This is a genomic window from Micromonospora sp. NPDC049580 (genome assembly GCF_040675595.1).
Lineage (GTDB): Bacteria > Actinomycetota > Actinomycetes > Mycobacteriales > Micromonosporaceae > Micromonospora.
In genome coordinates this window covers 1-12,314 of the sequence record NZ_JBFAPG010000146.1, presented here as the reverse complement: position 1 = coordinate 12,314, position 12,314 = coordinate 1, and the positions used below count along the sequence as shown (strand labels likewise).

The window sequence follows — 12,314 nt, the reverse complement described above, 5'->3', positions numbered from 1 at the left end:
CGCGCGTCGATCATGAATTTATTGCCGTGACACGCCGACGCGAGTGGCAATAACTTCATGATCAACGGGGGTGGCCCCCGGGGGGCGGGCGGGAGGCCGGGGGTCAGGGGACCGTCAGGGTGAACTCGGCGGTGTGGACCTGGTTGGCTACCTGGAAGTCGAGGTAGAGGCGGTAACGGCCCGGGCCCGGGGTGGTCAGCCAGAACTTCACCTGGCCGTCGGCCAGCTCCGGTTCGGGGTGCACGTGCAGGTAGCCCAGGTCGCCCTCGCGCAGCGCCACCAGGTGGCCGTACGCCCCGAGGTAGCGCTCCAGCACCGCGTCACCGTCCGCGCCGTCGATCCGGAAGGTCAGCGGCACCGTGACACCGGCCTGCGGGCTGCCCTGGTAGGCGACGCTGAACCCGTCCACCGTCGTCGAGGTCGCCGGGACGGGCAGCAAACGCGGCTCGTACGTGCCCGGCACGACCAGGTCCACCCCGAGGGTCAGCGCGCTCTGGCCGCCGTTGTCGGCGACCACCGTGAAGTCGGCGTACGCCCGCCAGACGCCGGGCTGCGCGAGGGTCACCGGCACCGTCCAGGTGCCGTCCGCCGCCATGGTCGGGTGCAGATGCTGGTAGCCCGTCAGGTCCCGACGGACCACGATGAGGTGCATCGGCTTGTCGTGCACGACGGCGAACCGGGTGACCGGGCGGCGTTGCACGTCGCGTACCTGAAAACGGAACTGCCCGGGGCGGCCGGCCGGAAACTCGGTGGCCAGGGGGACGAGCGTGTATCCGGCCGAGCTGACCGACAGACCGCCGGGCTCGGCGGCAGCGCCCTGGTCGGCGCCCGTCACGGACCCGTGGTCGTGGGCCCCGGTGCCCGGCGGGTGGGTGTGGTCGGCGGTCAGTGCCGCAGCGCTGCTGCCGCCGGTGGTGGTGCCGTTCATGCGACCGAGGCCGAACCCGAGCAGCACGGCGAGCACCAGCCCGCCGACCACCAGGGCCAGCCGGACCGTGCTCCGGTCCGGCGCGGTGGCGGCCTGCTCAGGCACCGCCAGCGTCCAGCACGTAGCCGGCCTCGTCGACGGCCGCCCGCACCGACTCGTCGGGCAGCGGGCTGTCGCTGGTCACCGTCGCGGTGCCGGAGGCCAGGTCGACCTGGACCTGCCGCACACCGGGCAGCGCCGACAGCTCGTCGGTGACCGCACGCACGCAGTGCGCGCAGGTCATGCCGGTGACGGCGTACGCGCGGGTGACGGGCTGCTGATCGGTCATGCGGCCACCGTACCGCCGCGCCCGGCCAGCCCTGACCGACGCCGGGGCGGCGTGGCGACCGTCGCAATCCGCGCGGCCCGGGAACTTTCCGCCCCGCAGCCGCCCACCGACCTCCGCGATCGCGAACGGCGGCTCAGCCGGCCACGGCGAGAGCGAGCGGGAGCACGTCGGGAGCACCGGCCCGCCGCAGCGCGCGGGTCACCATCGTCATCGTCCAACCCGAGTCGACCAGGTCGTCGACGAGCAGCACCGGCCCCTCCAGCGCGGCCAGCGCGTCGGCCAGGTCGGCCGGCACGGTGAAGGCGTCGTGCAGCGCGCGTACCCGCTGGGCGCTGTTGCCGCGCGGCCCGCCGGGGCCGTCCGGGCCGGTCGGGGTGACCGCGCCGAGCAGCGGCAGCCGGCCCACTGCGGCGATCCGCTCGGCCAGCGAGCCGACCAGCCGGGGCCGCCGGCGGGAGCCCACCGCGACCACGCCGACCGGGCGGCGGGGCCACGGATCGTCGCCGTGCGCCCACGCCTTCAGCACCTCGACCACCGCGCCGGCGACGTCGTCGGGCACCGGCACGTCGGGCGCCTCCGGGCCCACCAGCTCCCGCAGCCGGCCACCCCAGCCCAGGTCGGAGAGGCGCCCGACCGCACGGCCGGGCAGCGCCTGCTCCGCGGGGGCGATCCGGCCCTTCAGGGGTACGCCCACCGCGTCCAGCCCGGTCGGCCAGAGCTTCTTCGGGGCGATCTCCACGCCGGGGCGACCGAGGAAGGTCTGCGCGGCGGCGAGCGCTGCCGTCGACACGTCGGCGGCGAAGAGCGGGTCGGCGCACCTGTCGCACCGGCCGCAGTCGGTCGCGGCGGTGTCGTCGAGGCGTTCGCGTAGATACCGCATCCGGCAGTCGGACGTCGACGCGTACTCCCGCATGGCCTGTTGCTCGACGGTGCGCGCCTCGGTGACGCGGCGCAACCGGGCCTCGTCGTAGACCCAGGGCTCGCCGGTGGCGAGCCAGCCACCGCGCACCCGGCGGACCGCGCCGTCCACGTCGAGCACCTTGAGCATCAGCTCCAGGCGGGCCCGGCGCAGGTCGACGAGGGGTTCGAGGGCCTGGGTGGAGAGCGGACGGTCGGAGTGCAGGGCGGCCAGCACGGCGCGGACCTGCTGCTCCGGCGGGAACGCCAGCGAGGCGAAGTAGCGCCAGATCGCGGCGTCCTCGACACCGGGCAGCAGCAGCACCTCGGCGTGCTCGACGGCGCGGCCGGCCCGGCCGACCTGCTGGTAGTACGCGATCGGCGAGGGTGGTGCGCCGAGGTGGACGACGAAGCCCAGGTCGGGCTTGTCGAAGCCCATGCCGAGCGCGCTGGTCGCGACCAGCGCCTTGATCTTGTTGTCGAGCAGGTCCTGCTCGGCGGCCCGCCGGTCGGCGTCGTCGGTCTGCCCCGAGTACGAGGCGACCGGATAGCCCCGCGAGCGCAGGAACTCGGCCGTCTCCCCCGCTGCCGCGACGGTCAGCGTGTAGACGATGCCGGACCCGGGCAGCTCATCCAGGTGGTCGGCGAGCCAGGCCAGCCGGTGCGCCGGGCTGGGCAGGTCGAGGACGCCGAGGCGCAGCGACTCGCGGTCCAGCGTGCCGCGCAGGACGAGCGCGTCGCCCAACTGCTCGGCCACGTCCTGGGTGACCCGGGCGTTGGCGGTGGCGGTGGTGGCCAGCACGGGCGTGCGCCCGGGCAGGTTGGCGAGGAACGTACGCAGCCGCCGGTAGTCCGGTCGGAAGTCGTGCCCCCAGTCGGAGACGCAGTGCGCCTCGTCGACCACCAGCAGCCCGGTGGTCGCGGCCAGCTTCGGCAGCACGCCGTCGCGGAAGTCCGGGTTGTTGAGCCGCTCCGGGCTGATCAGCAGCACGTCCACCGCGCCGGCCTGGATCTCGGCGGTGATCTCGTCCCACTCGTCGAGGTTCGCCGAGTTGATCGTGCGAGCCCGGATGCCGGCCCGCGCGGCGGCCTCCACCTGGTTGCGCATGAGCGCCAGCAGCGGCGACACGATGACGGTGGGGCCGGCCTGGTCGGCCTGCCCGCTGTCGCGCAGCAGGGCGGTGGCCACGAAGTAGACGGCTGATTTGCCCCAACCGGTGCGCTGCACGCAGAGCACCCGTCGCCGGTCGACGACCAACGCCTCGATGGCCCGCCACTGATCCTCGCGCAGTCGGGCGTGCTCACCGGCCAGCCGGCGCAGCACCGCCTCGGCCCGCTCCCGTACCGCCGCCCGTTCGTCGCCCATCCGGCATTTCTACCAGCTGGGGCGGACATCCCCTCCGGCCTGTTGCGGCGGAGAGCTGGTCTGCTGGGGCGGAGAGCTGGTCTGCTGGGGCGGAGAGCTGGTCTGCTGCGGGTGGGCGGCGGTCTGCTGCGGGAGCACGGTCGTCGGGCCCGGCGTCGGGGCAAGGAAGACGAGGTGGTCGCGGAGGGAGTCGGTGAGCAGCAGCGGGAGCAGACAGCGAGCGGCCAGGTCCTCCATCGAACCGAACGGGCCACGCAGCCAGCGGTCCACCACCACCTGCCGGGCCTGCTCGGCGGTGATCCCGGGCAGCTCGGCGATCGTCGTCTCGGGGACCGCGTTGACGTCCACCAGGCCCCCGTCGTCGAAGGTACGGGGCAGGTCGGGCCGGCCGATGCGCAACTCATGCCGCGCCGCCGGGTAGTGGTACAGCAGGTAGCGGGCCTGCTCACGGCGGACCCGGCGCTCGTCGGCGACCGCCCCGGCCGGCGCCGCGCCTCGGCCGGTGATCGCTGACCAGATCGCACCGTTGAGCAGGAGCGTGTGCAGGACGCCGAGCAGCCAGGTGAGCAGCCAGGTGATGATCGCGACGACGTCGACGGCAGTCACGTCGTCCGAGTCACCGGAGCCGACCATGCCGATGAACGCGACCATCACCGACAGGTAGCCGAGGGAGGCGAGCCCGTGTCGCCAGCTCCGTCGCCACACCGCGTAGACCAGCACCACCAGCCACGTGAGCAGGCCGAAGGAGAGCACCCCGATCAGCGCGGCGACGATCGCGGTGCTGATGCTGACCCACCGCCGCGCCCGCCGGGGTGGGGTGCCACGCACCGGGTACTCGTCCCGCGGCATCGGCGGGAACGCGGTGGGCGGCGGAACGGCGGCCGGCGGCGGGAACGCGGCCGGCGGCGGAACGGGCGGCGGAACGGCGGAGACCGGGTCGGCTGGGTGGCCTGACTCGGCTGCCCGCTCCTGGGCCGGCACCACCGCGACGGATCCCGCGGTCGCGGGCAGGGGTGACTCCGGCTCGTTCGCCGGCTTTTCCACCACCAGTGTCGGGTCGGCGCGCAGTATCCGCCCGTGCAACACGCGGAGCGCCTCACCCGGCTCGATGCCGTACTCCTCGCGGAGCAGGTCCGCGAATTCCCGGTACGCGGCGAGTGCCTCCGCCTGCCGCCCACTGCGGTAGAGCGCCAGCATGAGCTGGTGCCGTAGCCGTTCCCGAACCGGGAACTCGGCCACCAGCTCCACCAGCTCCCCGGCCATCTCGCGGTGCCGCCCGAGGTCCACCATCAGCTCGGCCCGGGTCTCCAGCGCCACGGCCCGCAGCTCCACCAACCGCTGCCGGGCCGCCTCGAAGACCGGCCCGGTGAAGCCGGCGAACGGTTCCCCCTGCCACAGGGCCAGGGCTGCGGCCAGCTCGGTCACCGCGTCGGTGGCACGGCCCTCCGCGCGGCGTTGTCGGGCGCGGTGCACCAACCGCTCGAAGCGGACCGCGTCCACCGCCTCGGGGCTGACCCGGAGCAGGTAGCCGGCGTCGGTGAGGCTGAGCACCTGTCCCGGCGTACGCGGCGACCGGTCCGGTTCCAGCACCCGGCGCAGACCGGCCACGTACTTCTGCACCACGTTCGGGCCGTTGGCGGGCGGGTCCTCCGGCCAGACCGCCTCGACGATCTGCCCGGTGGAGACCGAGCGGCCGGCGGAGAGCAGCAGTACGGCGAGCACCGCGCGCTGCTTGCCGGGACCGAGGTCGATCTCCCGGTCGGCGTACCAGGCCCGCTGAGGCCCGAGGATCTCGAAACGCAGCTGTCCTGACATGCGAGTTTCCGCTCCTGACACCCCCGCGAGCGCCGGACGGCAGTGCCCGGCAGCCGGACGGCAGCATATCGGCAGCCGAACCGCCGTGCCGGCCGGCAGCATCGTCGTCGGCAGAAGCCAGGCAGCGAGAAAGAGAAGTGCGATGACACAGGCAACGGGCACCGCCGGCACCATCCGACGGACGGTCGGTACGGCCGCCGCCGTGCTGGCCGCGACCACCCTGCTCGCGGGTTGCGGGTCGAAGAGCGAACCGGCCGCGGCGCCACAGAGCAGCCCGTCCGCCAGCCCGAGCGTCAGTCCGAAGGAGGCGCTCCTCGACGCCGTCCCGGACGGCACCGAGGGGGCGTTCCGGTTGAGCGGCAAGGACGCGTCGAGCACCGTCGACGGCCGGGTCGACCCGGCGGCGAAGGGACTCGAACTCAACATGGTCATGCCGCCGGACTCCGACGGCATCGCGTTGAAGATGTCGTTCCTGGTGATCGAGGAGCAGTACTGGGTGAAGGTGAAGCTCAGCGGCCGTCCCGGCCTGCCGAAGTTCCCCGACAAGTGGATGAAGCTGGACCGCGCGAAGCTGACCGACGCCGAGAGCGTCCCGTCCTACGACGGTGTGGACCAGGGCAACGCCGGTCCGCTGATCCAGGCGGCCACCTCGGTCGAGGAGAAGAGCCCCGGTCAGTACGTCGGGTTCATCGACGTGAGCGAGCCGGAGGCGTCGAAGGCGCTGGAGGAGGGCGAGGCGGCGGCCCTCGGGGAGGCCGCCAAGAAGGTGCCGTTCACCGCGGTGGTCGGCGCGGACAAGCACCTGGCCTCGCTGACGTTGAAGATGCCGGCCGCCGGCAAGGCGAAGGCGTACGACTACGTCGTCAAGTACGCCGACTACGGCAGCGCGCCGAAGATCAGCGTGCCGACCGGCGCCGCCGCCACGAAGGCGCCGGCGATGGCGTACGAGTTGTTGAACGGCTGATCGGCTGACCCACGACGCAGAGGGCGGCGGCCACACGGGGGGCCGCCGCCCTGTCGTCGTCCGCGGACAGTGGCGTGCTGAGTGCGCTGCGGGTCGGCGTGGCGTGCTCAGCGGCCGAGGACCGAGCCGCCGTGCCCCTCGGCCATCCACAGAACCCCGTCGATCATGAAGTTATCGCCATCCGCGACGGCGTGTCGTGGCAATAACTTCATGATCGACAGAGGGGTCAGCGTGGGGGGCGGAGGGATCTGGTCAGGTGGGCCAGGCGGGGGGCGAGGCTTGTGATGCCTCCGGGGAAGAAGTAGACGGCCAGGATGAAGACCGTGCCCAGGACGAACAGGGGCTGGCTCAGCGGGTGACTGAGGACGGCCGGCAGGTTGTCGACCGCGTCGCTCGTGCCGAACGCGGTGAGCCGGTGGTCCAGGTACATGTAGAGGACCCCACCGAGCACCGGCCCCCACCGGGTGCCCGGCCCGCCGAGCACCACCATGACCAGCAGCGACAGGGTCAGCTCGGACGAGGTGATGTGCGGCGACGCGCCGCCGACGATCAGGACGTAGACCACCCCGCCCGTCGACGCCAGCCCGCCGGCCAGGGTGAACGCCACCAGCTTGTAGCGGTACGGGTCCAGCCCGAGCACGCCGATCCGCCGCTCGTCGTCGCGCAGCCCGGCGAGCACCCGACCGGTCGGCGACCCGCTCACCCGGTGCACCACGAACACCACAAGCGTCAGGTACGCGAGCGCCAACCAGTACAGGTTGACCGTGTTGGTCACCCCGACCAGCCCGGCGGGCAGCCCGGACACGTCCAGCGGCAGACCCTCCTCGCCGCCGGTGAGCCCGCCGAAGTCCCGGGCCACCAGGATCGCGCCGACCTGGGCGAAGGCGAGGGTGACCATGGCGAAGGCGATGCCCACGGTCCGCAGCGCCACCGCGCCGAGCAGCGCCGCGAGGATGGTTCCCCCGGTGATGGTCAGCAGCGCCGCCTGCCACAGCGGCAGGCCGGCCCGGGTGACCAGGATGTCGGTGCCGTAGACACCGGCGGCGAAGTACAGCGCGTGCCCGAAGGAGAGCATCCCGGTCCGGCCGAAGAGCAGGTCGTACCCGGCCGCCAGCCCGCCGAAGATCAGGCAGATGGCGAGCAGTTGCAGGGTGCCGGGTGAGTTGACCGGCCCCTCGAAGATCCCCGGCAGGGAGATCGTCGAGTACGGCAGGATCGCCAGCACGGCCAGCGCGACAAGCGGCAGGAACGGGCGGACCCGGTGCCACCGCCCCCGCTGCGGGGTCAACTCGTCGGGCACCTGCGCGGGAGGCGCGTCGATCACCGTCATGCCGTTGCCACCTTTCCGGCGATGCCCTGCGGGCGCAGCAGCAGCACCACGGCCAGCAGGCCGACCACGCAGATGTCGCCCAGCCCGGACGTGCCGTAGTAGTTGACGAACTGCTGCACCAGCCCGACCACGACCGCCGCGTACGCGGAGCCGACCACCGAGCCCATCCCGCCGATCACCACCACGATGAACGCGAAGATCAGCAGCGAGCCGCCCTGCCCGGGCGAGACGGTGCCGAAGTAGACCCCGCCGAGCGCACCGGCGAGCGCGGCGGCCGCCCCACCGATCGCGAAGACCAGGGTGAACGCCTTGCGGACGTCGATGCCCAACGCGGTCACCATCTCCCGGTTCTCCACCCCGGCCCGGATCACCAGGCCGTAGCGGGTCCACCGCAGGAACGCCAGGATCGCGCCGAGCACCAGCACCGCCGCGACGATCAGCAGCAGGCCACCGTTGGGCACCTGCGCGCCGAGGATCCCGGTCACCTGCCGGGTCCAGTCCGGCCGGGGAAACGGCCGGGCGTCCGCACCCCAGGTGGCCTGGAGCAACGCCACCCCGGCCAGCGACAGCCCGACGGTGACCAGCACCTGCTCGATGGTGCGGGAGTACAGCGGGCGGATCAGCACCAGCTCGACCAGGATCGCCACCAGCGTGCCGGCGGCCACCCCGAAGGCGACCGCGAACACGAAGCCGAACCCGTCGCCGCCGGCACCGGGCAGATTGCCCGCCGCCCACCAGGTGCCGTACGCGCCGACGCCGAGGAACAGTCCGTGCGCGAAGTTGAGCACGTCGGCCAGGCCGAAGACGAGGGACAGGCCGGACGCGACGAGGAAGTACAGCGCCGCCAGGCCCAGCCCGGTCAGCGTCAAGAGGATCACGGTGCCCATCAGTGGTTCACCTCCGCCGAGCCCACACCCAGCAGCGACTTGGTCAGCGCCGTCTCCAACAGCAGCTCCCGGGCGTCGCCGGTCCAGGCCACCTTGCCGGCGGCCAGCACCACCGCGTCGCGGGCCAGCCGGCGTACCACCGCCAGGTTCTGCTCGACGAGCAGCACCGGCACCGACTCCGCGACCCGTTCCAACACCTCGGCCACCTCGGTCACCACCTTCGGCGCCAACCCCTTGGTCGGCTCGTCGACCAGCAGCAGCCGGTTGTCGTTGAGCAGCACCCGCCCGATCGCGAGCATCTGCTGCTGCCCGCCCGAGAGCGAACCGGCCCGTTGGCGTCCGCGCCGGTCCAGCTCCGGAAAGAGCGCGAAGACCTTGTCGTACGCCGGGGTGGTGCCGCGCCGCTCGGCGAGCCGCAGGTTCTCCGCGACGGTGAGGCCGGCGAAGACGCAGCGGTCCTCGGGCACGTAACCGAGACCGCCGCGGACCAGCCGGTGCGTGGGGCGGGCCAGCAAACTCTGCGCACCCATCCGGATGGTGCCGCGGACCTCGCCGGCGGGCGGGGTGAGGCCGACGATTGCGCGCAGCGTGGTGGTCTTGCCGACCCCGTTGCGGCCGAGCAGGACGGTCACCCCGGTCGGGGCGACAGTGAAGGACACCCCCTGGAGGATGTGCAGCCCGGAGATCCGGACCGACAGGTCCTCCACGCTGAGGATCGGTTCCATCAGAGCGACTCCCCCAGGTAGGCCTCTTGCACGGTGGGGTTCGCCATCACCGTCTCCGGGGTGTCGCAGGCGAGCAGCGCGCCGTGGTGCATGACGGCGATCCGGTCGGCCAGTTCGAGGATCACGTCCATGTGGTGTTCGACCATCAGCACCGCCCGACCGCTGTCCCCGGTCAACGACTTGATGACGGCGACCAGCTCGGGCACGTCCTCGGCGCTGACGCCGGCCATCGGCTCGTCGAGCAGCATCACCCGCGGCTCACCGGCCAGCAGCAGAGCGATCTCCAACTTGCGCTTCTCGCCGTGTGCCAGGGTGCCGGCCATCGCCGTACCCCGGTGGGCGAGGCCGACCCGGTCGAGCGCCGCGTCGGCGGCGGCGGCGACCTCCCGGTCGGCCGCCGCCCGCCGCCACAGCGCCATCGAGCCCCCGCGGTGCGCCTGCACGGCGAGCCGGACGTTCTCCCGCACGCTGAGCGAGCCGAAGACCGACGACGCCTGGAAGGTACGGCCCAGACCGAGGCGGGCCCGCCGGTGCGGCGCAAGCCCACCGATGTCCTGCCCGTCCAGGGTGATCCGACCCTCCGTGGCCCGGCGCAGGCCGGTGATCAGGTTGAACAGTGAGGTCTTGCCGGCGCCGTTCGGCCCGATCACGCCCAGGAACTCCCCGGGCGCCAGGTCGAGGTAGACGCTGTCGACGATGGCGACCTCACCGATCCGCCAGGTCAGACCGCGGGTGGCGAGCATGAATCAGCCCTTCATCGCCACGGCCGGCGGCGCGGTCTCGTCACCGGTGAGGCTCTTCTGCGCGGTCGCCGTGAAGGCGGTGCCGCTGCCGGTCAGCTTGGCCTGGAACATCGGCTGGAGCAGCGCGTGGTCGGCGGCCCGGATGGTCATCTTGCCCTTGACCCCGTCGAAGCTCCAGCCCTCCAGCGCGGTGACCATCTTGTCGACGTCGTCGCCGCCCTCCTGCACCGCGCGGACCACCATCTGGGCGGCGGCGAAACCGTCCGGGTGGAACAGGTCGATGGTGTTCACCTTGGCCTTGAGCGCCTTGCTGGCCTCGGTGTCGGACGCACCGTCGAAGTAGTGCGACAGGAAGGAGATCTTCGCGCCGGCCGCCCCGAACGTCGGCCAGGAGGCCCGGATGTCCAGGCCGGTGACGACCGTGGTGGAGGAAAGCACACCCTGCTGGTCGAGCGTCTGCCACATGGCCGGGGCGGTCGTGCCGGCCCAGGCCACGAAGAGCAGGTCCGGCTTGGCGGCCTTGATCTGGCTGGCGAACGGCGTGAACTCGGTGGCACTGGCCGGCGCCCGGACGCTGCTCACGGTGGCGCCGGCGCTACCGATGACCGCCTTGACGGCCGCCTCGTTGGCGTCGCCGAACGCGCCGTCCTGGGCGAAGACCACGACCTTCTTGCCGGCCGGGTCGCCGATGAACGACTTGGCGGTCACCACGTCCTGGTAGGACTGCCGGCCGGAGCGGAACGTGTACTTGTTCGCCCCGGTCACCGCGTCGGTCGCGGCCGGGCCGGAGATGAAGAGAACCTTGTTCTGCGCCGCGATCGGCGCGACCTGGAGCGCCACACCGGACGCGGTCGAGCCGGCAATGATCTTCGTACCCTTGCCGATCAGGTCCTTCGCGGCGGAGACCGCCTTGGCCGGGTCGCCGGCGTCGTCGACCTCGGTCAGCTCGATCTTCCGGTCACCCACCTTGCCGGTGCCCTTGGTGGCGAAGTCCAACCCCGCCTTGAACCCCTCGACGTACTGCTTTCCATAGCTGGCCAGGGCTCCCGACTGGGAGTACACCAGGCCGACCTTGACCGGGGCGGCGCTGTCGCCGCCGCCGGTGGCGGTGTCCTGCGGGCTACCACAGGCCGTTGCGGCGAGCGCCGCAGCCATCATCGTGGCGGCGGAGAGGAACGCCCGCCGCGTGTGCCGGACCGTCATCGCGACTCCAGGTGAGGACAGGATGCTGTGTTGTCGGCTCACGCTAGAAGTGACGTCACCCACGAGCTATGTGGCGGAAACACACAAGTAACAGGAAGGGGGTGGCCGGGGGTTACAGCGGACCGCACTACCATCCTCGACCCGGACCCCCCGATGGCCCGAAGCGCCACGGATGGATCGACAGGTGTGTCGCCCCGAGCCATCCGGGCTCAGCCGCACGGCCCGTCGTGGTCCGCCGGGCGCGGGCACCGCCGACGACCGGCCAGCAGGTGGTCACAGAAAACCCGATGTCGTACGCACTGAGCGTCCTCCTCCGACACCGTCGTCTCCGCCCGGTCCACGTCGGCGAGGAAACCCAGCGCTCGCGTGATCGCCCGAGCGAACCGCAGCGCCCCCGGCAGATCAGCGGCCACGACCGGCAGATGCACCACGAAGCGCTCCCTCGCACTACTCACGACCACCACCCTCGACTCGTCGACCTGGAGGGCGGCCCGGTGTGCGGGTAGGGGACGCCCACCGGACCGCCCGGCCCCACGCCCGCAGCCTTCGACGGCGGCGGTACGAACGCGGAGCCAACCAGTGGCCCAAACTCCGAGGTTTGCCGAACCAACCGGAGCCGGACATCCAGCAACCTACCCCAAATACTTGTGTAGGTCGACGGTTCGCGGCGGCGACATTGCAGCTTGTTGCAGATATTGGTGTAGGCCGGCATGATCGAGGAGCCGAACCAACCGGAGTCCTCACCATGCCCACAGCAGAAGCGCCCTATCGGCGCATCGCCAACGAGATCGCCGCGAAGATCAAGAGCGGCGAGCTGAAGCCGGGCGACAAGCTGCCCTCCACTCGGGAACTCGCCGAGAGCTACGCCGTCCACATGAACACCGCGTCGCGGGCGCTCTCACTGCTGCACGACCGTGAGCTGATTACCGGCCAGCCGGGGCGTGGCACCTACGTCGCCGAGCATCCCGGACGCTGACGCCCCGCCACCGTCCCCGCGCCCCCCGCGCCTCCTCGTCGTCGGCGCTCGCCACTTCCACAGTCGCCGACCGCCGTCAAAGGCGGGTCGAGCACGAGAAGATCCGCACAACTTCCCCGTTGTTGCTGCGTCCGCCAGCCCTGATGCAGCAA

The 12,314-nt window shown here is 72.1% G+C and carries 12 protein-coding genes; 2 read left to right on the top strand and 10 right to left on the bottom strand.

The genetic code is table 11. The features are described from left to right. Window positions 1–103: 103 nt before the first annotated feature. The 4 genes from AB0J68_RS14750 to AB0J68_RS14735 all read right to left on the bottom strand — a co-directional run bounded on the left by AB0J68_RS14750 (window position 104) and on the right by AB0J68_RS14735 (window position 5,334). Window positions 104–1,033 carry a hypothetical protein gene (locus AB0J68_RS14750; protein ID WP_363938872.1) on the bottom strand — a complete coding sequence of 310 codons (930 nt, stop codon included), beginning with the start codon at window positions 1,031–1,033 and terminating at the stop codon, window positions 104–106. After that, window positions 1,026–1,256: a heavy metal-associated domain-containing protein gene (locus AB0J68_RS14745; RefSeq protein WP_354854407.1), complete on the bottom strand. Its 231-nt coding sequence runs from the start codon at window positions 1,254–1,256 to the stop codon at window positions 1,026–1,028. Before AB0J68_RS14745 ends, AB0J68_RS14750 begins: the two co-directional genes overlap by 8 nt. A gap of 133 nt (window positions 1,257–1,389) precedes the next feature. Further along, complete coding sequence (locus tag AB0J68_RS14740) at window positions 1,390–3,519, bottom strand: DEAD/DEAH box helicase (RefSeq protein WP_363938871.1); 2,130 nt, start codon at window positions 3,517–3,519, stop codon at window positions 1,390–1,392. Window positions 3,520–3,528: 9 nt separating this feature from the next. Continuing rightward, complete coding sequence (locus AB0J68_RS14735) at window positions 3,529–5,334, bottom strand: BTAD domain-containing putative transcriptional regulator (protein WP_363938869.1); 1,806 nt, start codon at window positions 5,332–5,334, stop codon at window positions 3,529–3,531. Window positions 5,335–5,476: 142 nt separating this feature from the next. Here AB0J68_RS14735 and AB0J68_RS14730 point away from each other — a divergent pair, with 142 nt between their 5' ends. Then, a complete protein-coding gene (locus AB0J68_RS14730; protein ID WP_355067736.1) occupies window positions 5,477–6,298 on the top strand; it encodes a hypothetical protein in 822 nt (273 codons plus the stop codon). Between the two features lie 226 nt (window positions 6,299–6,524). Here AB0J68_RS14730 and AB0J68_RS14725 read toward each other — a convergent pair whose 3' ends face one another. The 6 genes from AB0J68_RS14725 to AB0J68_RS14700 form a co-directional block, all read right to left on the bottom strand. Then, the gene (locus AB0J68_RS14725; RefSeq protein ID WP_355067738.1) at window positions 6,525–7,628 is read right to left on the bottom strand and encodes a branched-chain amino acid ABC transporter permease; all 1,104 of its coding nucleotides are present in this window, start codon (window positions 7,626–7,628) and stop codon (window positions 6,525–6,527) included. Next, window positions 7,625–8,515, bottom strand: coding sequence for a branched-chain amino acid ABC transporter permease (locus AB0J68_RS14720; protein ID WP_354854416.1), 891 nt, complete (start codon window positions 8,513–8,515; stop codon window positions 7,625–7,627). The genes AB0J68_RS14725 and AB0J68_RS14720 overlap by 4 nt, the downstream gene beginning before the upstream one ends. Next, window positions 8,515–9,240: an ABC transporter ATP-binding protein gene (locus tag AB0J68_RS14715; RefSeq protein ID WP_354854418.1), complete on the bottom strand. Its 726-nt coding sequence runs from the start codon at window positions 9,238–9,240 to the stop codon at window positions 8,515–8,517. Before AB0J68_RS14715 ends, AB0J68_RS14720 begins: the two co-directional genes overlap by 1 nt. Next, window positions 9,240–9,983 carry an ABC transporter ATP-binding protein gene (locus AB0J68_RS14710; RefSeq protein ID WP_354854420.1) on the bottom strand — a complete coding sequence of 248 codons (744 nt, stop codon included), beginning with the start codon at window positions 9,981–9,983 and terminating at the stop codon, window positions 9,240–9,242. The genes AB0J68_RS14715 and AB0J68_RS14710 overlap by 1 nt, the downstream gene beginning before the upstream one ends. A 3-nt stretch (window positions 9,984–9,986) precedes the next feature. Next, complete coding sequence (locus AB0J68_RS14705; RefSeq protein WP_266246453.1) at window positions 9,987–11,186, bottom strand: substrate-binding domain-containing protein; 1,200 nt, start codon at window positions 11,184–11,186, stop codon at window positions 9,987–9,989. Window positions 11,187–11,395: 209 nt separating this feature from the next. Next, entirely contained in the window at window positions 11,396–11,641 is a 246-nt protein-coding gene (locus AB0J68_RS14700; RefSeq protein ID WP_354854422.1) for a hypothetical protein, read from the bottom strand. 290 nt (window positions 11,642–11,931) lie between these two features. Between AB0J68_RS14700 and AB0J68_RS14695 the strand changes: the two genes are divergently transcribed. After that, a complete protein-coding gene (locus tag AB0J68_RS14695) occupies window positions 11,932–12,162 on the top strand; it encodes a winged helix-turn-helix domain-containing protein (protein ID WP_139586398.1) in 231 nt (76 codons plus the stop codon). The last annotated feature ends 152 nt before the right edge of the window (window positions 12,163–12,314 follow it).

Bases quoted from the DNA above. Each gene is read 5' to 3' on its own strand.
- AB0J68_RS14735 (WP_363938869.1), bottom strand. From the start codon at position 5,334: ATGTCAGGACAGCTGCGTTTCGAGATCCTCGGGCCTCAGCGGGCCTGG.
- AB0J68_RS14705 (WP_266246453.1), bottom strand. From the start codon at position 11,186: ATGACGGTCCGGCACACGCGGCGGGCGTTCCTCTCCGCCGCCACGATG.
- AB0J68_RS14745 (WP_354854407.1), bottom strand. From the start codon at position 1,256: ATGACCGATCAGCAGCCCGTCACCCGCGCGTACGCCGTCACCGGCATG.
- AB0J68_RS14715 (WP_354854418.1), bottom strand. From the start codon at position 9,240: ATGGAACCGATCCTCAGCGTGGAGGACCTGTCGGTCCGGATCTCCGGG.
- AB0J68_RS14710 (WP_354854420.1), bottom strand. From the start codon at position 9,983: ATGCTCGCCACCCGCGGTCTGACCTGGCGGATCGGTGAGGTCGCCATC.
- AB0J68_RS14720 (WP_354854416.1), bottom strand. From the start codon at position 8,515: ATGGGCACCGTGATCCTCTTGACGCTGACCGGGCTGGGCCTGGCGGCG.
- AB0J68_RS14730 (WP_355067736.1), top strand. From the start codon at position 5,477: ATGACACAGGCAACGGGCACCGCCGGCACCATCCGACGGACGGTCGGT.
- AB0J68_RS14725 (WP_355067738.1), bottom strand. From the start codon at position 7,628: ATGACGGTGATCGACGCGCCTCCCGCGCAGGTGCCCGACGAGTTGACC.
- AB0J68_RS14695 (WP_139586398.1), top strand. From the start codon at position 11,932: ATGCCCACAGCAGAAGCGCCCTATCGGCGCATCGCCAACGAGATCGCC.
- AB0J68_RS14740 (WP_363938871.1), bottom strand. From the start codon at position 3,519: ATGGGCGACGAACGGGCGGCGGTACGGGAGCGGGCCGAGGCGGTGCTG.